Origin of the sequence: Spirillospora sp. NBC_01491 (assembly GCF_036227065.1) — a bacterium.
GTDB classification, from domain to species: Bacteria; Actinomycetota; Actinomycetes; order Streptosporangiales; family Streptosporangiaceae; genus Spirillospora; species Spirillospora xylanilytica.
Genome location: NZ_CP109432.1, coordinates 2199374 through 2220613 on the forward strand (window position 1 = coordinate 2199374; position 21240 = coordinate 2220613).

Here is a 21240-nt window from a genome sequence, read left to right on the forward strand (position 1 = left end):
GAAGTCCCCCAAACGTCGCAGGTTGCCGCCGGGTGGTAGTACGAGCGCACGAGGAGCGTGGACGAGAGCGCGGACGGGCCCGGCGGCGGCCCCGGTCAGAGGTAGAGGCCCGGGGAGCCGTCGCCGGTCGCCTGCGGCGGCTCGGGCAGGTCCTCGGGACGCAGCATCCGCACCTCGGCCGCCCCGACCGCCTCAGGACGCTCGTCGTGCTCGGCGGTGATCCGCTCGGCCTGCCGGGAGACCGCGGCATCGAGCAGGTTGCGGATCAGCCGGGCGTTGCCGAACGAGGCGCCGCGCGGGTGGGCGTCCATCAGGCCGCGCACCGCGCCGAGCACCCCGTCCGCGAGGGTGAAGCCGGCCTCCGCCGCCATGTGCTCGAAAATCGTGACCAGTTCGTCGGCGCTGTAGTCGGGGAACCGGAGCACCTTGGCGAAGCGCGAGTCGAGCCCGGGGTTGAACTCCAGGAACCGCTCCATCGGGGCGTCGTACCCGGCGACGATGACGACCAGGTCGGTGCGGTGCTCCTCCATCAGCTTGAGCAGCTCGGAGACCGCCTCGTGGCCGAAGTCGCGCTGGTCGCCGCCGGCCGCCGACAGCGCGTACGCCTCGTCCACGAACAGCACCCCGCCGAGCGCGCGGTCGACCGCGGCGCGGACCTTGGGCCCGGTCTGCCCGATGAACTCGGCGACCAGGTCGGCGCGGGTGACCTCGACCAGGTGGCCCGACGACAGCAGCCCGAGCTTGGCGTACACCGCGGCGATCAGCCGGGCGATCGTGGTCTTGGCGGTGCCGGGATTGCCCATGAACACCATGTGCCGGGTCGGGAGGGCCAGCGGGACCCCGGCGTCGCGGCGCATCTGCTCGGCGCGCGCCTCGGCGACCAGCGCCGCGACCTCCCGCTTGATCGCCTCCAGTCCGATCAGCCGGGCGACCTCGGCCAGCGGGTCGCCCGAGACCCCGTCGCGGCCGGGCGCGAGCGCGTCGGGCACGTCCTCCAGGAGGATCTCGTCGAGCGACTCGGTCTCGTCGACCACGCCGTCGGCGAGCACCCGGCGGCCCTGTCCGGCCACCGCCCGGTCGAGCAGGTTGATCATGATGCGGGCGTTGCCGAAGCCGCGCTCGCGCGGCACGGCCTGGGCCAGCCCGCGGACCTTCTCCAGCACCCCGCCGGCGAGCGCGAACCCGGCGTCGGCCGCCTTCGCCGCGAACACCTGCACCAGCTCGTCCTCGGTGAGGTCGGGGAACCGGACGGTCCGCGGGAACAGCGCGGCGAGGTCGGTGTGCGACTTCAGCAGCCCGTTCAGCTCGCCCTCGGGACCGGTCAGCACCACGACCAGGTCGTCGGAGTGCGCCTGGACGGCGGTGAGCAGCACGTCCACCATCTCCCGGCCGCGGGTGGCGTCCGGCGAGGCGAAGGCGTGCGCGTCCCGGACGACCAGGACCCCGCCGAGCGCCCGTTCCACCGCGCGCCGGACCTTCAGCGCGCTCTCGGTGGTGTACTCGCCCAGCAGGTCGGACCGGTCGACCTCGATCAGGTGGCCGGAGGTCAGCACGCCGAGGTCGGCGTAGATGCGGCCGAGGATCCGGGCGATCTTGCTCTTGCCGGTGCCCGGGTTGCCGGTGAACACCAGGTGCCGGGGGCGGGCCGCGACCGCCATGCCCGCCTCGCGGCGGAGCTGCACCGCGCGGGCCTCGGCGATCAGCGCGTCGATCTCGCGCTTCACCGGCTCGATGCCGGCGCAGGCGGCCAGCTCGGCGCGCGGGTCGGTCTCGGCGGACCGGCCGGAGATGAGCCGCTGCGGCAGGTCGGCCGCGGTGATCTCCGGGGCCGACGGCTCGTCGCCGGCCTGCGCCGGCTCCTGCGCGGCGGCGCGGCGGCTCGCCGCCGTGCGGGCGTGCGCGGCGGCGACGCTCTGCGCGGCCAGGTGCTCGACGAGGCGGGCGCCGCGCAGGTTGTGCAGCGGCGGGGTGCGCGACAGCAGCACCCCGGCGGTGCGGGCCGCCTCGGCGGAGACGGCGGCGCCGTTGCGGACGGCGGCGCGGGCGAACAGCTCGGCGAAGTCGTCCTCGCCGAAGTCGCGGGTCCGGGTCACCTCGAACGCCCGCACCAGCGCGGGGTTGGCGTCGAACAGCCGCCGGTCGCCGCCGGGGCGGCACAGCGCGACGACGTCCAGGCCGGGCGAGCGCGCCATGATCCGGCGCAGCTCCTCGACGGTGGCGGGGCCGCAGCGCTCGTAGGCGACCAGCTTCTCCAGGTCGTCGATGACGAGCAGGAGCCGCGCCTCCTGGCAGTCGCGGACGCGGGCCTGGAGCCACAGGACGGCGTCGCTCACGCCGAGGGAGGCGAACACCTGGTCGGAGATCCACGCGGCCTCGCGGACCGTCCCGTGGTCGGCGAGCCGGCGTTCCAGGATCTCGGCGGCGGTGCCCTTCCCGGTGCCCTCGGGACCCGCGATGAGCAGCCGCACGGGCCGTTCGCCGGCGACCCGGGCGGCGAGGGCCTCGCTGAGGGCGCGGACCAGCTCGGGCTGCCCGATCAGGGCCTTGCCGACGGTCTCGTCGCGGTCCCGCGGGCCGCCCGGCACGGCGGCCGACCCGGCGGGACGGCCGGGGCCGGGCAGCGCGCCGGCCAGCGGGTTGAGGACGCGGCGGGCCGTGAACAGCCTGCGCAGGTCCATTTGGAAGGCGCGGACGGGGACGCGGCAGCGCGGGCTGGTGGCGGCGTCGGGCAGCCCCTGGACGGCCCCGGTGAGGCGGACGGCCATGTCGAGCCAGGCCCGGCACGCGTCGGCCTCGCCCGCGACCAGCCCCCGCGCCAGCCACGCCCGCAGGTCCTGCTGCCACGTCTCGACGACGAAGTCGTCGCGGAGGGCGCGCAGGCGCTCGCCCAGTTCCTCGTAGCGGCCGGTCCCGAGCGTGACGGCCATCTCGGCGGGGACGACGGGGAGCTCGGCCGCCAGCAGGAGCCGCGCGAGCGCCGCGTCGGGGTCCTCGCCGTCGGCGACGGTGTCCGCGATGCGCTCGTGGGCCGCGTCGAGCCCGTCGCAGGCCCAGCCGAGGTACCCGACCGGACCGGCGAACTCGGGCAGGATCGCGAGCACCTCGTCCGGCAGGTCGGCCAGCCAGGCGTCCTCGAACCCGTCCTGCGGGACGGTCATGTCCTGCTCGCGCAGCACCGGGTCGTCCGCGCGCCGGTCGAACAGCCCGATCAGCGCACGCCGCCGGCTCTCCAGCGGGACGAGCCCGTCGAAGACGTCCAGACCCGCGCGCGCCAACTCGAGCATGACCGCACGCCGCTCACGGTCGTTGCCGGCCGGTTCGGGCAGCCACAGGCCCGGCGGACGCCACCGCCCACCCTGCGTGAACCACGCAGCCGGGTCACGCACCGCCGACTCGGGCGTCGCCAGAAAATCCGACAGCAACTCATAGTCGACATCACCCCGAGAACCACCCCGCACCGCCGACGCCCCCAGCAGAAACGTCAGCAGCGACCACTGCTCGGCGCCCGTGGCGCTCGTTCCCGCACCATAGAAATCGCTGAGCTGCCGCGTGAGAACCACCGCACGCCGATCACGGTTGTACTCCACCGCACGCTCGCGCAACTCCTCGTACAAACCGTCGGGAACCCGCCACGGACCGAACCCGTACACGTCCAGCACCGGCTCGTCGGTCAACAGCAGTTCGAGGTGTTCCGGCAAACGGGGGGAGCTCACCTGATGCGTCCTTCTCCTACTTTTGACGTCACGTCTGGCAAGCACCCTACGACCCGCCGCGATCACGCACACCCTCTCGCTGACAAGTCACCCCCGGGCCGGTCAGGCCCGGGGGTGGACGCGCACCAGGCGCGTTCGGCGCGCCGGAGCGGGGCAGGTGAAGGCGGGACGCGTCAGAGCGGGAGCGGCGTCGGGCGCTTGGGCTCACGGCCGTCCCCGGAGGAGCGCCCGGTCGCGCGGCGGCCGATCCAGGGCAGCAGGTACGTCCTGGCCCAGTGCACATCCGCGCGGCGCATCGTCAGCCAGTCGGCGGGCTCCAGCGGCGGCCACGGCTCGTGCCAGCTCCCGGTCACCGGCAGGCCGAGCGTCTCGGCGACCCGCAGCTCCATCCGCCGGTGCCCCTCAGGCGACAGGTGCAGGCGGTCCTCCGACCACGCGCGCGGGTCGTTGAAGGCGGTCGCCGGCCACAGGTCGACCACGGTGCAGGTGCGCCGGTCGGCGATCGCGCGCAGGTGCATGTTGTAGGTGGCGGCCTTGCCGCGGATCCGGGCGGCGGTGCGCAGCCCGCGGGTGTCGAACCCGGTGAAGATCACCACACGGGCGCCGGTGTCGCGCAGCCGCCGCACCGCGTCGTCGAAGACCACCGCGAGCGCGTCAGGGTCGGCGCCCGGACGGATCATGTCGTTGCCGCCCGCGCAGAACGTCACCAGGTCGGGTTCCAGCTCGACCGCCCTCGGCACCTGCTCCGCCACGACCTGCCGCACCAGCTTGCCGCGCACCGCGAGGTTGGCGTACCGCAGTCCGGGGCGCCGCTCGGCGAGGCGCTCGGCGAGCCGGTCCGCCCAGCCCCGGAAGCGGTCCGCCTCCCCGGGGTGCGGATCGTTCATCCCCTCGGTGAAGCTGTCGCCGATCGCTACGTAGGTACCGATCTGCTCCAATTCGTCCATCGCAATCCCTCGAGACTGGTTCCTGTCCGGTCACGTCGCTTAATCATGCATTCTGCACACATGCTTGCGCGACCGTGGCCCCGCCCCCTTCTCCGGCCCCGGGTGGGGTGACGGAACGGGACGAGGCGGTGGTGCGCGTACGGGGACGGGCCCGGTCAGGTCCAGCTCGGCGAGGCGGTGCCGGGCGTCGCGGGCGGGGCGGACTGCGCCGGCCCGGCCGCACCGGCCGCGTGGATCGTCATCGCGTGCTTGACCAGGTTGATCAGCACCTGCTTGGTCGACTCGCGGCTGCGCGCGTCGCACTGCATGATCGGCACGTGCGGGCTGATCGAGAGCGCCTCGCGGATGTCGTCCACGGCGTACTGGAACTCGCCGTGGAACCCGTTGACGCCCACGACGAACGGGAGGCCGAGCTCCTCGAAGTAGTCGACGGCGGCGAAGCAGTCGGCCAGCCGCCGGGTGTCGACCAGCACCACCGCGCCGATCGCGCCGCGCACCAGGTCGTCCCACATGAACCAGAACCGGTGCTGGCCCGGCGTGCCGAACAGGTAGAGGATCAGCTGGCTGTCGAGCGACACCCGGCCGAAGTCCATCGCGACCGTGGTGGTGGTCTTGTCCGGCACCGCCGACAGGTCGTCCACCTCGGCGCTGGCGGCCGTCATCACCGCCTCGGTGGTGAGCGGCATGATCTCCGACACCGAACCCACGAAGGTCGTCTTGCCGACGCCGAAACCGCCGCCGACGACGATCTTGACCGAGGTCAGCTCGGCGTTCCCGCCGGGCGGCCCCGCGACGGGAACTTGATCAGAGCTTCCGAAGGCCACTGAGAACCCTTTCTAGCAGTCGAAGATCCGGCTGCGAACCGGTGGGAGCCGACTGGTGCAGCCGCAGCAGTCCCTCGAGGGCCATGTCCGCGACGAGCACCCGGGCGACGCCGAGCGGAAGGCGCAGCAGGGCGGAAACCTCCGCCACCGAGCGGGCCGACCGGCACAGGTCCATGATCGCCCGGTACTCGGGCGTCAGCATGGCCACGTCGCGCGGTGGAAACGGCGCCGCGGTGACCAGGGCCTCGATCGCCAGGTCATAGCGCGGCTTGGTCCGTCCCCCGGTGACGGCGTACGGGCGCACCAGGGAGCTGGATTCGGAGTCCTCCTGCGCCGGCTGCCGTCCCCGCCCCGGGTCCCCCGGCCATCGTCGCTGGTCACCCGGACCGGCCCCGAAAGGACTGCCTCGATCCATCTCGCCGACCTCCGTCAGAGTCAGTCAAGGTCAATACCGGGCGGGCCCCGCGCCCATCTCCGGAATGTGCGGCCCGCCGCCGTACGGGGGCTGCTCGCCGCCGCGCAGCGCCGGCGTCAGCACGCGCCCCACCCGTTCCACCAGCAGGGTCATCTCATACGCCACCAGCCCGAGGTCGCAGTCCGGCGCGGCCAGCACGGCGAACACCGAGCCGTTGGTGATGGCCATCACAAACAGCAGCCCGCGGTCCATCTCCACCACGGTCTGGTTGACCCCGCCGGCGTCGAAGATCTTCGCGGCGCCCTGGGTGAGGCTCATCAGCCCGGAGGCGATGGCCGACAGCTGGTCGGCGCGCTCCGGCGGGAAACCCGACGAGTACGCCATCGGCAACCCGTCGGAGGAGACCACGACGGCGTGCGCGACCTTCGGAACCCGGTCCGCGAAGTTCGTCACCAGCCAGTTGAGATCCTGCCCGCTCACCGGTTGCCTCCACTCTCTCCGTCGTCGTGCGACGGCGCCTCACCTTGCATGCCTCCGCCGCGAGTTTCGGTGCGGCCCCGATGGACACCGCGTTGCAGGCTCGCGAAGCGGTTGCGTACGACGTCGGCGGACGGGCCCTGCGCGGCCTCGGGCGGCGCGGGCCGCTCCTGCCTCGCCTGGCCGCCCTGCGGCGGCTGCTGTGGTCGCTGCTCGGCCTGCTCGGGCGGCCGGGCCACCGCGCCGGGGACCCGGTTCTTGCCGGGCACCCGCTTGGGCAGCCCGACGGCCGTGCGCTTGCCCGCCGCCGGTTCCCGGGTCGCCGCCTCGGCGGCCTCGGCCGCGCGGAATCCCGCATCGGCCGGGGACTCCCAGCCCTTCACCGGGTCCTGGGGGAGCGACTCCCCAGTCCGTTGCGTGAACCACTCCGATTGCATCGCGTCGAAGATGGGCGAACGTTCCGGCACCCGGCGCGGCTCGCCCGGCCGCTGCGGATTCTGCGCGGGCGGCTGGGGCGGCGGCGCGGACGGGCGCTGCGCGGGCTGCTGCTGCATGGGCTGCTGCCGCGCGGGCGGCCGGGGTGCCTGGCGCTCGCCCGGACGGCCGGACGGCGCGGGCGGGCCCTCGACCTGGTTGAGCGGGCCGGTCTCCCACATGGTGGGCCGGGGCCGGTTGGCCTCCGGCACCGCGGGCTGCCCCTCCGGGACGACCGGCTGCGTGCCCGTCTGCCGCGCGGCGGGGTCGAAGAAGCCGTTCGGTCCGTCGCCCGGCTGCCCGCCATTGGACGGCCGGGCGGGCAACTGCGCCCCGGGCTGCCGGACGGGCAGCCCCTCAAGGCGTCCGGGCCGGAGGTCGTGCTCGCGCGGATCCTGGTAGGGCGGCTCCTGGTCGCGCGGATCCTGATTGCGCGGCTCCTGGATACGCGGGTCATGGTCGCGTGCGTCCTGACCGCGCATGTCCTGATAGCGCGGGTCCTGGTCGGGGGTCCGGTGCTCGCCGGGCGGCGGGACGGGCGGCAGGGGTCCGGTGCCGCCGATGACCGGCAGCGGCGCGGTGCCGCCGAGCGACGGCAGGGGCCCGGTGCCCCTCCGGCCGGACCGGGTGCCGGAGTCGCCCGGCCTGGACCTGTCGTCGTCGCCGAACGGGCGGTGCGAGCCGGTGTCGCCGACGGCGGGCAACGGCCCGGTGCCGCGGATCGGGCGCTGCGGGCCCGTCCCGCCGATGACCGGCTGGCCGCCCGTCCCGCCGAAGGCGGGCTGCGGGCCAGTGCCGCCGAAGATCGGATGCGCGCCGGTGCCGGACTCGTCCTGCGGGGCGGGCTCGTGGAAGGCGCCGCCCGCGCCGAGGGCGGGCGGGTCGGCCACGGCGGTCGGCGCGGTGAGCGAGGCGAGCTGGGCGGGACGGCCGACGACCGCCGCTCCCTCGCGTCCGGCCAGCCCCCGGCCCCCGACCCCGCTGCCCTCGGCCGCGCTCGCCACCGCGTCGGGGAGCACCACGAACGCGGTGAGCCCGCCGCCCTGGGCGGCGCGCAGCTCGACCCGGACGCCGTGCCGGACGGCCAGGCGGCCGACCACGAACAGGCCCATCCGGCGGGCCGCGGAGAAGTCGATGACCGGCGGGTTGGCCAGCCGCCAGTTGGCCTGCTCCAGCTCGTCCGGCGACATGCCGACGCCGTTGTCGGTGATCTGGAGCATCGCCCCGCCGCCGCTGAGCAGCTGGCCGGAGACGGTGACCTTGGTGTGCTCGGCGGAGAAGACCGTGGCGTTCTCGACCAGCTCGGCCAGCAGGTGCACCAGGTCGTTGACCATGGGGCCGGCGACGGTCATGTCGCCCTGCACGCGCAGCGCGACCCGCTCGTACTGCTCGACCTCCGACAGCGAGGCGCGGACCACGTCGATCAGCGGGACCGGGCGGTTCCACCGGCGCACCTGGTCCTGGCCGCCGAGGACCAGCAGGTTCTCGCAGTTGCGGCGCATGCGGGTGGCCAGGTGGTCCAGCCGGAACAGGTTGGCGAGCTGCTCGTCGTCGCGCTCGCTCTGCTCCAGCTCCTCGATCAGCTTGAGCTGGCGCTCGATCAGGGACTGGCTGCGCCGCGACAGGTTGACGAACATCGCGTTGATGTTGCCGCGCAGCACCGCCTCGTCGGCGGCCAGCCGGACCGCCTCGCGGTGCACCTCGTCGAAGGCGCGGGCGACCTGGCCGATCTCGTCGGTGGAGTCGATCTCGATCGGTTCCACCTCGATGCCGCCGGCGGCGGCCTCGGGGTCGCGCAGCCGGTCGACCAGGCCGGGCAGCCGGGTGCCGGCGATCTCCAGCGCGCCCGCCTGGAGCCGGCGCAGCGGCCGGACCAGCGAGCGGGCCACGACCACCGTGGCCAGACCGGCCAGCAGCAGGCCGACCAGCAGCACGCCCGCGTCGGTGAAGGCGCCGCGCCAGGCGTCGTCCTTCAGCCGGCTGCTGTCGGCGACGATGCTGCCGACGAGCTGCTGCTCGACGCCGCGCATCTGCTCGACCCGGGTGGTGGCGACCTTGTCCCAGGTCACGTGCGTTCTGGCGCGGAGCGGGGCGACCGAGAGCCGTTTGCTGGCGCCCGATCTGACCAGCACCTGTTGGTAGAGGGACTCGACCTGGCCAATCTCGGGGCCGGTGACGGTGTCCTCGTACGCCTGCCGCTGTGCGGTGGTGGCGGTCGCGCGGAACAGCGCGATCTGGCTGTCCTGCTGCGAGCGCAGCGTCTGGAGCGTCTCCCGGTCGGTCGGGCTGACGAACCGGCCGGCGATCAGGGTGAGCCCGATGCGGGCGCGCTCCTGGGAGGCGAAGTCCTTGGCGCGCGCGAGCGCCGCGAACGCACGGGTGCTCTCGGCGAGGTCCGGGTTCGGGCTGCCCTGGGCGATCAGGTCGTCGAAGTCGAGCAGGGTCGCGGTGAGCTGGCTGTAGATGTCCAGCGTCGAGGTCGCCGAGGCGCTGGCCTGCCCGGCGATGGCCCGGACGCCCGCGAGGGTGTCGAGCCGGTACCGGATGTCGCGGACCTTCGCGATCACCTGCGGGGCGTAGTCGCCGTCGATGCCGCCGGTCAGCTCGCGGACCGAGCGCACGGCGCGGTCGGTGGCCGCCTGCTGGTCACGCAGCGTGCTCGCCCGGCCCGCCTTGCCGAGTGAGAGGTATTGGACGGTCGTGTCCCGCTCGTCCTCCAGTTCCTGGGCGAGTCCGGCGACCCGGTCACCGAGCGTAGCCAACCGCTCGATTCGCGTGTACACCGCGGCCTCCGCCATCGCGTCCCGCAGCCGCAGTCCGGCCAGGATCCCGGCGACCACGGCGGGGATCATGATGAGCGCGACGAGGCGGGTGGTGACCCGCCTGTTGGCGAGCCGGAGCCTGCCACCGGACCGGCGCCCGCCCTGCTCAGCGCCACCCTTCCGGAGGGACTCAGCTTCTGGACCTGGGGCACGGTCCGGCTCCGTTGCTGGTCGCACTTCCCTCCATCACCTCTCACGGCTTTCGGGGTCCGGTCGGGGCCCGACCGGAGTTACCGGCTGGTATCCGGCGTTGGCGCCCGTGACCTCTGGAACCTCTGGGGCGTGGGTCATTGGAGCACAGAGTAATCCCAAGGTCCAACCCGAAGTTTGGTCATTTCGCACTTCGGAACACTTGGCGCCTTTTGATCACGATTTGCCCTGTTTGACCGTTTTGTGTCTCACCTACGTAAACATCCGGAGAATCGCTGGAGGTTACCGACGGTTACTGCGCTAGAGTCCGGCCGATCATGCTGTTCGTATGACATTCCCCCCTTCCGACCTGCTGAAGGAGCGTTCATGAGGTTCGCTCGACTGCGACGCACCTCCCTCTGCGGTGCCCTCACCGCAGCGCTCGCACTGTCACTCGCCGCCTGTGGCGGCGGCGAGGAGAAGTCGGCCAACGGCCTGGAGAAGTCCGAGATCACCGTCGGCGTCATGCCGATCACCGAGGGTGCAGCGGTGCAGATCGCGATCTCCAAGGGCTTCTTCAAGGCCGAGGGCCTGAAGGTGAAGATCAAGACGGTCACCGGTGCCGCCGAGGCGCTGCCGCAGCTCAAGGGCGGCAGCCTCGACATCGCGCACGGCGGGCACGTAGGCATCATCCAGGCCGCCGCGGACGGCCTGTACAAGCTGCGCATCGTGGCCGAGGCGTCGGCGATGACCAAGAACCTCAACGGGGTCCTGGTCGCCAAGGACTCGCCCATCAAGTCACCGAAGGACCTGGCCGGCAAGAAGATCGGCACCAACGCCGCCGGCAACCAGAACAGCCTGCTGCTGCGCGCGACGCTGGAGCCCTACGGGGTCCAGATCGACGAGAAGAAGGACGTCGTGGTGGCGCCCTTCCCCGCCCAGGAGCAGCTGCTCAAGACCGACAAGGCCCAGGCGATCATCGTGCCCGAGCCGTTCGTCACCCAGATCCAGCAGTCCATCGGCGCCCGCATCCTGACCGACTTCTCCAGCGGCCCGACCAAGGACTTCCCGATCACCGGCTTCGCCTCCACCGAGGAGTTCGCCAAGAAGAACCCCAAGACCATCGCGGCGTTCCAGCGCGGCCTGGTCAAGGCGCAGGCGCTCGCCACCGACCGCGCGGTCCTCCAGGAGGCGATGCCGAAGTTCACCAAGATGGACCCCAAGCTGGTGAGCGTCATCAGCATGAACGCCTACCCGACCTCCACCAGCGCGACCCGGCTCCAGCGGGTCGCCGACGTCATGAAGCAGTTCGGGTACCTCAAGCAGCCCTTCGACGTCAAGTCGATCGTCCTCGAGAACGGATGAGACTGCCCCGAATCGCGCTCGGCGCGGTCGGGGTCGCGGGCACCGTCGCGATCGCCGAGCTGGTCACCCGCACCGGCTTGGTCGATCGCGACTTCGTGCCGCCCGCATCGACCGTGCTGGTGCGTGCCGCCAAGCTGGCCGGGGACGGCGAGTACCTGACCCAGGTCACCGCCACCCTGCGGGTGTGGGGCGGCGGCCTGCTGCTGGCCACGGTCACCGCGGTCGTCGTCGGGCTCGTGCTCAGCGCCACGCCCTGGCTCAACAACGCCGCCCGCGTGGTGGTCGAACTGCTGCGCCCGATCCCGTCGCTGGCGCTGATCCCGCTGGCGCTGATCTCGTTCAGCTCGCCGGCGCAGAGCAAGATGTCGCTGGTCTTCTACGCCGCCACCTGGCCGATCCTGATCAACCTGCTGTACGCGCTGCGGGACGTCGACCCGGTCGCCAAGGAGACGCTGCGCAGCTTCGGCTTCGGCAGGCTCTCGGTGCTGCTGCGGGTCAGCCTGCCGAGCGCCGCGCCGTTCGTCGCGACCGGCGTGCGGATCGCCGCCTCGGTCGGGCTGGTCGTGGTGGTCAGCACCGAGCTGATGGCCGGCGCCGGCGAGGGCGTCGGCGGTTTTCTGATGGAAAGCCAGTCGGGCGGGGGCCATCCCGACCTGATGCTGGCCGGCGCGGTCTGGGCGGGCGGGCTCGGTCTCCTCGCCAACTTCCTGCTGGTCGGGCTGGAACGGCGGGCGTTCCGCTGGCACACCGCACGAGCGGGGGACCTGGAATGAGCGAGGCGAGAACGTCCGGACCGCCCGTGGCCACGGCCACCGGCGGCTCCGGGGCGGAGCCGGCCGAGGACGCCGAGAGCACCGAGGACGCGGGCACCGAGGACGCGGGGAACCGTCCGGGCCCCGCGGGCGGACGGACGCGGCGGCGCACGCCGCGCGCGCTGTCCCTGCTGACCTCCGGCGTCGGGCGGCTGTGGCTGCTGGCGCTGCTGATCGCGGCTTGGGAGCTCGGGACGCGGACGGCGGGCAGCGATTTCTACCCGCCGCCGTCGCAGATCCTCAAGGCGCTGCACGAGATGTGGTTCTCCGGGCCGGCCGCGCACCTGTTCCTGACCGACGGGGCGCTCGAGGACTTCCGGCCCAGCCTCACCAACCTGTTCAGCGGCTGGATCATCGCCGCCGTCGGCGGTATCGTGCTCGGCCTGCTCATCGGCCGGTCCCGGGTGGCCGGGGCGATGCTGGACCCGGTGCTGAACTTCGGCCGCTCGGTGCCGCCGCCGACGCTCATCCCGTTCCTGCTGGCGGTGCTCGACCTCGGCACCCAGCTCCAGATCACCACGATCGCCTTCGGCGTGATCTGGCCGGTGCTGCTGAACACGATCGAGGGCGTGCGGGGCGTCGACCGGCTCCAGCTGGAGACCGCCAAGGTGTTCGGCATCGGCGGGACGCTCCGGCTGCGCCGGGTCATCCTGCCCGCCGCCGCCCCGAAGATCTTCGCCGGGCTGCGCGTGAGCCTCGGCTTCGCGCTGATCCTGATGGTGATCTCGGAGCTGGTCGGCGGCGGCACCGGCATCGGCGCACGGCTCACCCTCGCGCAGCAGAGCTTCCAGATGCCCGAGATGTGGGCCGGGATCGTGCTGCTGGGCGTGCTCGGCTGCCTGTTCAACCTGGTCTTCCACCTCGTGGAGCGACGCGTCCTGGCCTGGCACGGCGGGGCGCGCCGCAACGACGCCTGACCCGCGCCGCCCGCGCCCCGGCGCGGGCGGGCGACCGGCCCGGCGTGCCGGGCACATCAACGACGAACGGAGGAACGCCATGCGCGTCCTGATCGTGGGGGCCGGCATCGGCGGGCTCACCACCGCGCTCAGCCTGCACGCCGCCGGCATCGACGCCGAGGTGATCGAGTCGGCGCGGGAGCTGCGCCCGCTCGGGGTCGGCATCAACCTCCTGCCGCACGCCACCCGGGAGCTGACCGAGCTCGGCCTCGGCGGCGCGCTCGACGCGACCGGCCTGTCGGCCGAGGAGCTCGCGCACTTCGACCGGCACGGCAACCCGGTGTGGAGCGAGGGCCGCGGCCTCGGCCTCGGCTACCGCTGGCCGCAGTACTTCGTGCATCGCGGCGAGCTCCAGATGCTCCTGCTGGACGCGGCGCGCGAGCGGCTCGGCGCCGGCGCGATCCGCACCGGCGTCGCGCTGACCGGCTTCGAGCAGGGCCCGGACGGCGTCACCGCGCGCGTCCGCGACCAGGCCACCGGAGCGGAGTCGGCGCTGACCGCCGACATCCTGGTCGGCGCCGACGGGCTGCACTCGACGGTGCGCAAGGCGCTGCACCCGGACGAGGGCGGACCGCTGTGGAACGGCGTCACGCTGTGGCGCGGCGTCACCGAGGCCGACCCGTTCCTCAACGGCCGGACGATGGCGGTCCTCGGCACCAACCTGCTCAGCAAGTTCATCTGCTACCCGATCTCGCGGGAGGCCGATGACCGGGGCCGCGCGCTGCTGAACTGGCTGGGCGAGATCTGCGAGCCGACCACCGAGCTGACCGAGGTCCCCGACTGGAACCGGGCCGGCCGGCTGGAGGACGTCATGCCGCACTTCGCCGACTGGCGGGTGGACTGGCTGGACGTGCCGGGGCTGATCAAGGGCGCCGACGAGATCCTGGAGTACCCGATGGTGGACCGGGACCCGCTGCCGTTCTGGACCCGGGGCCGGGTGACGCTGCTCGGCGACGCCGCGCACCCGATGTACCCGCTCGGCTCCAACGGCGGCTCCCAGGCGATCATCGACGCCCGGGTGCTGGCGTTCGAGCTGGCCCGCGCGGGCACCGCCGAGGCCGCGCTGGCCCGCTACGACGCGGCGCGGCGCGATACGGTGAACGCGATCGTGCTGGCGAACCGCCACAACCCGGGCGACAAGATCCTCAACGTCGTCGCCGAACGCGCGCCCGACGGCTTCGCCCGGATCGAGGACGTCCTCACCCCCGAGGAACTCGCCCCGCTGGCCAACGGCTACCAGCAGATCACCCACACCAACGACCTCAACGGCGACTCACCGTGGACCGTGACCGCTCCCCGAGTCAGGTGAAGCACATGCTCCAGATCAACGAACTGAGCCACTCCTACGGCGACCACACCGTCCTGCGGACGATGGACCTGCGGGTCGGCGAGGGCGAGCTGGTCAGCATCGTCGGCCCGTCCGGCTGCGGCAAGTCGACGCTGCTGCGCTGCATCGCCGGGCTGATCCGCCCCACCAGCGGGGAGGTGCTGCTGAACGGCACGCCCATCGACGGTGTGCCCGACGACCTCGCCGTGGTGTTCCAGGACTACAGCCGGTCGCTGCTGCCGTGGCTGACGGTCCGCGACAACGTCGCGCTGCCGCTGCGGCGCCGCGGCGGGTCCCGGGCCGAGCGGCGCTCCGCCGCCGAGGGCGCCCTCAAGGAGGTCGGGCTCGCCGACGCGGGGCGCAAGTACCCGTGGCAGCTCTCGGGCGGCATGCAGCAGCGCGTCTCGATCGCCCGCGCCCTCGCCTACCGGCCCTCGCTGCTGCTGATGGACGAGCCGTTCGGCTCGGTCGACGCGCAGACCCGCGAGGATCTGGAGGACCTGGTACTCCAGGTGCACCAGGCCGAGGGCATGACGATCCTGCTGGTCACGCACGACATCGACGAGAGCGTCTACGTCGGCGACCGGGTCGTGGTGCTCGGCCGCAACCCGGGCCGGATCCGCGCCGAACTGCCGATCGAGCTGCCGACCCCGCGCGAGCAGATCACCACCCGCTCCGACCCCGGGTTCGTCCGGCTGCGCGCCGAGGTCGGCCGGCTGGTCCGCGGCGCCGCAGCATCCGGCGACCCGGACGATTCGGACGCCGAGCCGCCGGGCACCAAGACCGTGAGCGCCACGACACCGGACGACGCGACACCGGACGACACGACACCGGACGACGCGACGCCGGACGAGGGGACGCCGGACGACGCGACGTCGCCCGGCGGGACGGCGGACGGCGCCGGCGCCGGGGTTGAGGGCGCCGTGTCCGGGGCGAGGGGCGGTAAGGGCTGACCGCACGGCGGCGGCCTTGAGGGGGCAGCGTTGCGCGTACTCATCGTCGGGGCGGGCGTCGGCGGCCTGACGGCCGCCCTCAGCCTGCACGCCGCCGGCATCGAGGCGCTGGTCGTCGAGGCGTCCGCGTCGCTGCGCCCGCTCGGCGTCGGCATCAACCTGCTGCCGCACGCCACCCGGGAGCTGACCGAGCTCGGCCTCGGCGACGCGATGACCTCCACCGCGATCGCCACCGCCGAGATGGTGCACTTCGACCGGCACGGCGGGCGGATCTGGGGCGAGCCGCGCGGCCTGGCCCTCGGCTACGACTGGCCGCAGTACTCCATCCACCGCGGCGAGCTCCAGATGATCCTGCTGGACGCCGTCCTGGACCGGCTCGGGCCGGGTTCGGTCCGCACCGCCTCCGTCCTGGAGGGTTTCGAGCAGGACGCGGACGGCGTGCGGGCCCATGTGCTCGACCGGATCGCCGGCACCGGCGCCGAGATCCACGCCGACGTGCTGGTCGGCGCGGACGGGCTCCACTCGTCGGTGCGGGCGCAGCTCCACCCCGGCGAGCCCGGCCCGCTGTGGAACGGCATCCGGATGTGGCGCGGCGTCGCCGAGGGCGAGCCGTTCCTGACCGGCCGGACCATGGCGGTGGCGGGCAGCAACGCCGCCGCCAAGCTGGTGGTCTACCCGATCTCCATCCGCCGCCCACTGATCAACTGGGTCGCCGAGATCAGGACCGATGACGGGATGGGCCCGCATCGACCGGCCGACTGGAACCGCGGTGGCCGGCTGGAGGACGTGCTCCCCTATTACGCCGACTGGCGGTTCCCCTGGCTCGACGTGCCCGCGCTGCTGGCGCGCACGCCGCGGGTCCTGGAGTACCCGATGGTCGACCGCGACCCGCTGCCGTTCTGGACCCGGGGCCGGGTGACGCTGCTCGGCGACGCCGCGCACCCGATGTACCCGATCGGATCCAACGGGGGTTCCCAGGCCGTGCTGGACGCGCGCGTCCTGGCGCACGAGCTAGCACGGTGCGGCGATCCGGGCGCCGGGCTCGCCGCGTACGAGCGGGCGCGGCGCGAGACGGTCAACGCGATCGTGCTGGCCTGCCGGGACATGCCGGCCGACCGCGTCCTGCAGACGGTGGCCGAGCGCGCGCCGGACGGCTTCGACCGCATCGAGGACGTGCTCACCGCCGAGGAGTTGGAGTCGATCGGCAGCGCCTACCAGCGGACCTCGTTCTCCGACGCGAAGGCCCTCAACACCAGGCCGTCCCTCAGCGTCGCCGGCTGAGCATCAGCCGTCCCCGGCCGGGACGGTGACGGCGGCGAGGCGCTCGGCGAGGGCGCGCTCGGCGCGCGTGTACCCGGACGGGTCGTCGTGCAGCAGGGCCTTCGCGCCGCCCGCGGCGCAGAGCGCGTCGATCTCGAAGGCGAGCTGCGCGGGGTCGGCGGACGCGTCGATCTCGCCCAGGTCGCGCGCCTCGCTCAGGCAGCGTTCGAGGAAGGCGCCCCAGTCGCGCTGGGACGCCGCGATGGCGTCGCGGACCCGGCCGGGGCGCGCGTCGAACTCGGCCGCGGTGGAGTAGAAGAAGCAGCCGCCGGGGAAGACCCGTTCGCGCTGGTAGCGCTGCCACGCGGCGCAGAGCGCGCGGACGCGGCGCATCCCCTCGGGCACCGCGAGCGCGGGGGCGACGACGTGCTCGCGGAAGGTCTCGACGGCGAGCCGGACGGTGGCGAGCTGGAGCTCCTCCTTGGAGCCGAAGTGGGTGAACACCCCGCTCTTGCTGATCCGCAGCTCGGTGGCGAGCCGGCCGATCGAGACCCCCTCCAGCCCCTCCGCCGAGGCGATGTCGGCGGCGCGGCCGAGGATGGTCCTGCGCGTCTGCTCCCCCTTGAGGAGCCGTCCGTCCGTCACGGGGCCAATATGCACGACCGTTCGTGCAAAGTCAAACACCAGAACCTCTTGACGGGACGCCCCTCGATCAAAGAAAGTACGACCGTTCGTTTATTTTTCTGTTCGGGGAGGCCGTCCATGACGAATCGCACCGCGCCCGCGGCGCCCCCGGCGGGCCGGGCCCGCCCGAGGATCCGCGGCGTGCCCCTGCTCGCCGCCGGGGCGGCGTTCCTCGGCATGCTCGACGCCACCGTCACCAACCTCGCCGTCCCCGGCCTGCGCGAGGACTTCCCCGGCGCCTCGCTCGCCGGGCTCACCTGGGTCATCACCCTGTACGCGGTACTGTTCGCCGCCCTGCTCGCGCCCGCCGGACGGCTCGCCGACGTGGCCGGGCGGCGGGCGCTGTTCCAGGCCGGGGTCGGGCTGTTCACGCTGGCCTCGCTCGCCTGCGCGGTCGCACCCGGCCTCGGCGCGCTCCTCACCGCCCGCGGCGTCCAGGGCGCCGCCGCGGCGGCCATGATCCCCGCCTCGCTCGCGGTGCTGCTGCACGACACCGAGCCCGAGCGACGGGCCGCGGCGATCGGGCTGTGGAGCGCCGCGGGCGCCTTCGCGGCGGCGATCGGCCCCGCCGTCGGGGGCCTGCTGGTGGACGCCCTCGGCTGGCGATCGCTGTTCCTGATCAACATTCCCGTCGGCGTCGCGATGCTCCTCGGCGGCCTGCGCCTCCCCCGCGCCACCGGCAGCGGGGGCCGCCGGCCCGATCTGCTCGGCACCGCGCTGCTCGGCGGCGGCATCGGCGCCCTCGCCCTCGGCGTGACCCAGACCCGGGACTGGACCTGGACGGACGCCCGCACGCTCGGCCTCCTCGCCGCGGGCGCGGCGATGGTGGCGCTCGCCGTCACGCGTTCGGTCCGCCACCCGGTGCCCGCGCTGGAGATCTCGCTGTGGCGCAGCCGCCCGTTCGCGCTCACCAACGCGGTGTCCTTCCTGTACGGGACGGCGCTGTACACCTGGCTGCTGGTCGGCGTGCTGTTCCTCACCGGGCACTGGCACTACTCCGTCCTCAAGGCCGGTTTCGCCTCGACGCCCGGAGCCTTCACCGCCACCGCCGCCGCGATCGTCCTGGGCCGGCTCACCTCCCGCATAGGCACCCGTCCCGCCGTGGTGGGCGGCGCGCTCCTCATGCTGGCCGCCGGGATCTGGTGCTACGCCGCCCTCCCGGACGAACCGCGCTTCAGCACGTTCTGGCTCCCGCTCGGGCTGCTCGTCGGCGCCGGGATGGGCGCGCTCAGCACGGGCACCGCGAGCGCGGCGGCCCTGTCGGTGAGCCCGTCGCGGTTCGCCGGGGCCACCGGCCTGAACACCACCGCCCGGCAGCTCGGCGGCGCCCTCGGCATCGCCGCGCTGGCCGCGCTGCTCCCGGCGGACGCCGGGCGCAGCGACTACGCCACCGTCTACCTGTTCTGCACGCTGGCCGCCGGGGGCGCCGCCATCGCCGGCCTCTGGTCCGGCGTCCGGCCCCCGTCCGCCGAGAGGGGCCCGCGATGAGTGAGCACACCGATCCCTTCGTCCTGCCGGCCGGAGAGGCCGCGGCCCTGATGCGGGGCGCGCCGTGGCGGCGGCTGGTGACGGTCGGGGACAGCGTCGCCGAGGGCGTCCGCGACCCCGCCCCCGGCTACCGGGACCTGTCCTGGGTCGACCGGGTCGAGGAGGCCCTCGCGGCGGCGGTGCCCGACCTCGCCGCGCTCAACCTGGGACGGCGCGACCTGGTCGCCGCCGAGATCCGCGCGACGCAACTCCGGCCCGCGCTGGAGTTCCGGCCCGATCTGGCGATCGTGGTCGGGGGCGGGAACGACATGCTCGCTCCCGAGTTCGACGCGGACGCGGTGCGCGCCGAGCTGGCCGCCATGGTCTCGGCGTTCCGGGAGGCCGGCGCCGACGTCCTCACCATCGGCCTGTTCGACATCACCGCCGCCGGTCTCGGCCCGCGCCGGTTCCGCGCGGCCATCTCCGCGCGCACGCGGCTGCTCGGCGAGCTGACCGCGGAGGTCGCCGCCGAGCACGGCGCCCATCACGTGCACAACCCGCCCGACCATCCGGCCGCGTCCGACCCCGGCATCTACAGCGCGGACCGGCTGCACTTCAACGCCCGGGGGCACGCCATCGCGGCGGCGGGGACGATCCGCGCCCTGGCCGGCCTGCTCGGTCCGCGGCGGTGACGGCTGAAAGGCGGCCTGGGGCGGGCTACTTGGCGTCGGCGTAGCAGTCGACGGTCGCGATCTCCATGGGGAACACGACCGGGGTGTTGCCGAACAGGAGCCGGCCGGCCTCGGCGGCGGCGGCGTGGATCGCGGCCGTCACCTCGCCGGCGAGCCCGGCCGGGGCGTGCACGATCACCTCGTCGTGCTGGAAGAACACCAGGTGCGGCGGGCCGAGGGCGGTGAGGCGGCGGCGCAGTTCGCCGAGCAGCGCCAGCGCCCAGTCTGCGGCGGTGGCCTGCACGACGAAGTTGCGGGTGAACCGGCCTCTGCTGCGCAGCGCCTGCGCCGCCGTCCCCTGGCCCGTCCCCTGGCCCGTCCCCTGGCCGGTCCCGTCGGGGACGGCGCGGTCGTCGTCGCCCGCCGAGGTCAGCTCGCGCCAGCCGGCCGACGGCGGCGGGCAGGTGCGGCCCAGCCGCGACCGGACGAGGTGGCCCCGTTCGCCCGCGCGGGCGGCGGCCTCCACGAAGCCGAACGCGTCCGGGAAGCGGTTCCTGAGCACGGCCAGGAGCTGCACGGCCTCACCGGTGCCGCCGCCGTACATCGCCGAGAGCAGCGCGAGCTTGGCCTTGTCGCGGGCGGTCAGCTCGCCCGTCCGCGCGCCGCCGGCCCGAGTGGCCCCGGTCCGCGCGCCGCCGGACGACGGGACGTCCGCGCGGAAGGCGTCCGACAGCGCCTCGTACAGGTCGCCGTGCGCGGCTGCGGCGGCGAACGCCCGGTCGCCCGCGAGCGCGGCCAGCACCCTCGGTTCGAGCTGCGCGGCGTCGGCGACGACCAGCACCCAGCCGGGATCGGCGACGACCGCCGTGCGCAGCACCCGGGGGATCTGCAACGCGCCGCCGCCGTTGGTCGCCCACCGTCCCGACACCACCCCGCCCACCACGTACTCGGGACGGAACCGGCCCTCGTGCACCCAGGTGTCGAGCCAGGACCAGCCGTGCGCGGTGTGCAGCCGGGCCAGCTCCTTGTACTCCAGCAGCAGCGGCACCGCGGGGTGGTCGAGGCGCTTGAGCACGTGCGCGCGGGTGGACGGCACGGGCAGCCCGGCCGCCGCGAACGCCTTGAGGATCTGGGCCGGTGAGTCGGGGTTGACGTGGTTGCGGGGGCCGAACGCGGCGCCGATGCGGTCGGCGAGGTCCTGGAGCCTGCGGGGCCGCAGCCCGCCGGACGGGCGGGGCCCGAGCAGCTCGGTGAGCAGCGCGTCGTGCCGCGCGGCCGACCAGGGCAGCCCGTGGTGGGTCAGCTCGGCGGCCACCAGCGCGCCCGCCGACTCGGCCGCGGCGAGCAGCGCGAACCCGTCGAGCCCGGCGATGACGCGGCGCTGCTCGGTGTGGACGGCGGTGATCCGGTCGAGGTCCTCGCCGTCGCCGGACGGGTCGGCGGAGCCGGGACCGGCGCCGGGCTCCGAGCCCGGATCGGAGTCGAACAGCGACGGCTGCGGCGCGGGGTCGGCCGGGACCCGGTCGGCGGGCACCGGCTCGCCGCGCAGCCGCGCCCACGCGGCCCGGACCGAACGGGGCTCGCCGTACCGTCCGGCATGGCCGAGCAGCAGGCTCTCGACCAGTTCCAGGTCGTGGCAGCGCGCCACCCGCACGCCCGCGCGCAGCAGCCGCGGGTAGAGCCGGGCGGTCGAGGACCACACCCAACGGGGCTCGTCCGCCCGCTCGCGCGCCCCGACCGCGGCGGCCAGATCGGGGACGGTCTCGGCGGGCCCGGCGGGCGTGCCGTCCTCGGCGAAGGGCCGGAGCGCTCCCCCGCCGTCCGGCCCGGCGGCCACCACGATCCTCACCCGCCCATTGTGGTCCCCGGCACCGACAGAACGGCGCGCCGCCCGGTCCCGGAAACGGCGGACCCCTCCGCGCCCGGCGGGCGCGGAGGGGTCCG

Annotated in this window: 16 protein-coding genes; 8 read left to right on the top strand and 8 right to left on the bottom strand. The window is 74.0% G+C overall.

Annotated features, from left to right (window positions below; genetic code table 11):
* Positions 1–95: 95 nt before the first annotated feature.
* From OHA34_RS10420 to OHA34_RS10445, 6 genes are all read right to left on the bottom strand, one after another.
* Positions 96–3713 (bottom strand): AAA family ATPase, encoded by a 3618-nt coding sequence (locus tag OHA34_RS10420; RefSeq protein WP_329521485.1) that lies wholly within the window; start codon positions 3711–3713, stop codon positions 96–98.
* Positions 3714–3886: 173 nt separating this feature from the next.
* The gene (locus OHA34_RS10425; protein ID WP_329521486.1) at positions 3887–4660 is read right to left on the bottom strand and encodes an SGNH/GDSL hydrolase family protein; all 774 of its coding nucleotides are present in this window, start codon (positions 4658–4660) and stop codon (positions 3887–3889) included.
* Between the two features lie 155 nt (positions 4661–4815).
* A complete protein-coding gene (locus OHA34_RS10430; protein ID WP_285941393.1) occupies positions 4816–5424 on the bottom strand; it encodes a GTP-binding protein in 609 nt (202 codons plus the stop codon).
* Between the two features lie 40 nt (positions 5425–5464).
* Positions 5465–5899 carry a DUF742 domain-containing protein gene (locus OHA34_RS10435; RefSeq protein WP_285940906.1) on the bottom strand — a complete coding sequence of 145 codons (435 nt, stop codon included), beginning with the start codon at positions 5897–5899 and terminating at the stop codon, positions 5465–5467.
* A gap of 30 nt (positions 5900–5929) precedes the next feature.
* Positions 5930–6379, bottom strand: coding sequence for a roadblock/LC7 domain-containing protein (locus OHA34_RS10440; protein WP_285940907.1), 450 nt, complete (start codon positions 6377–6379; stop codon positions 5930–5932).
* The gene (locus tag OHA34_RS10445) at positions 6376–9690 is read right to left on the bottom strand and encodes a sensor histidine kinase (RefSeq protein ID WP_329521487.1); all 3315 of its coding nucleotides are present in this window, start codon (positions 9688–9690) and stop codon (positions 6376–6378) included. Before OHA34_RS10445 ends, OHA34_RS10440 begins: the two co-directional genes overlap by 4 nt.
* A gap of 498 nt (positions 9691–10188) precedes the next feature.
* Here OHA34_RS10445 and OHA34_RS10450 point away from each other — a divergent pair, with 498 nt between their 5' ends.
* From OHA34_RS10450 to OHA34_RS10475, 6 genes are all read left to right on the top strand, one after another.
* Positions 10189–11166, top strand: coding sequence for an ABC transporter substrate-binding protein (locus tag OHA34_RS10450; protein ID WP_285940909.1), 978 nt, complete (start codon positions 10189–10191; stop codon positions 11164–11166).
* On the top strand, positions 11163–11939 hold the full coding sequence (locus tag OHA34_RS10455; protein WP_285940910.1) for an ABC transporter permease: 777 nt from the start codon (positions 11163–11165) through the stop codon (positions 11937–11939). The genes OHA34_RS10450 and OHA34_RS10455 overlap by 4 nt, the downstream gene beginning before the upstream one ends.
* Positions 11936–12895 (top strand): ABC transporter permease, encoded by a 960-nt coding sequence (locus OHA34_RS10460; protein WP_329521488.1) that lies wholly within the window; start codon positions 11936–11938, stop codon positions 12893–12895. The genes OHA34_RS10455 and OHA34_RS10460 overlap by 4 nt, the downstream gene beginning before the upstream one ends.
* A 79-nt stretch (positions 12896–12974) precedes the next feature.
* Positions 12975–14243, top strand: a complete 1269-nt coding sequence (locus OHA34_RS10465) for a flavin-dependent oxidoreductase (protein WP_285940912.1) — start codon at positions 12975–12977, stop codon at positions 14241–14243.
* A 5-nt stretch (positions 14244–14248) separates the two neighbouring features.
* Positions 14249–15214, top strand: coding sequence for an ABC transporter ATP-binding protein (locus tag OHA34_RS10470; RefSeq protein ID WP_329521489.1), 966 nt, complete (start codon positions 14249–14251; stop codon positions 15212–15214).
* A 30-nt stretch (positions 15215–15244) separates the two neighbouring features.
* A complete protein-coding gene (locus tag OHA34_RS10475) occupies positions 15245–16495 on the top strand; it encodes a flavin-dependent oxidoreductase (protein ID WP_285940914.1) in 1251 nt (416 codons plus the stop codon).
* Positions 16496–16498: 3 nt separating this feature from the next.
* Here OHA34_RS10475 and OHA34_RS10480 read toward each other — a convergent pair whose 3' ends face one another.
* The gene (locus OHA34_RS10480; protein ID WP_285940915.1) at positions 16499–17119 is read right to left on the bottom strand and encodes a TetR/AcrR family transcriptional regulator; all 621 of its coding nucleotides are present in this window, start codon (positions 17117–17119) and stop codon (positions 16499–16501) included.
* A 117-nt stretch (positions 17120–17236) separates the two neighbouring features.
* On the opposite strand from OHA34_RS10480, the gene OHA34_RS10485 reads away from it, so the two are divergent.
* Both OHA34_RS10485 and OHA34_RS10490 read left to right on the top strand, forming a co-directional pair.
* Positions 17237–18646 (top strand): MFS transporter, encoded by a 1410-nt coding sequence (locus OHA34_RS10485; protein ID WP_329521490.1) that lies wholly within the window; start codon positions 17237–17239, stop codon positions 18644–18646.
* Positions 18643–19317: an SGNH/GDSL hydrolase family protein gene (locus OHA34_RS10490; RefSeq protein ID WP_285940917.1), complete on the top strand. Its 675-nt coding sequence runs from the start codon at positions 18643–18645 to the stop codon at positions 19315–19317. The genes OHA34_RS10485 and OHA34_RS10490 overlap by 4 nt, the downstream gene beginning before the upstream one ends.
* Before the next feature lie 25 nt (positions 19318–19342).
* Here the strand turns inward: OHA34_RS10490 and OHA34_RS10495 are convergent, their stop codons facing one another.
* On the bottom strand, positions 19343–21145 hold the full coding sequence (locus tag OHA34_RS10495) for a bifunctional 3'-5' exonuclease/DNA polymerase (protein WP_329521491.1): 1803 nt from the start codon (positions 21143–21145) through the stop codon (positions 19343–19345).
* Between the last annotated feature and the right edge of the window lie 95 nt (positions 21146–21240).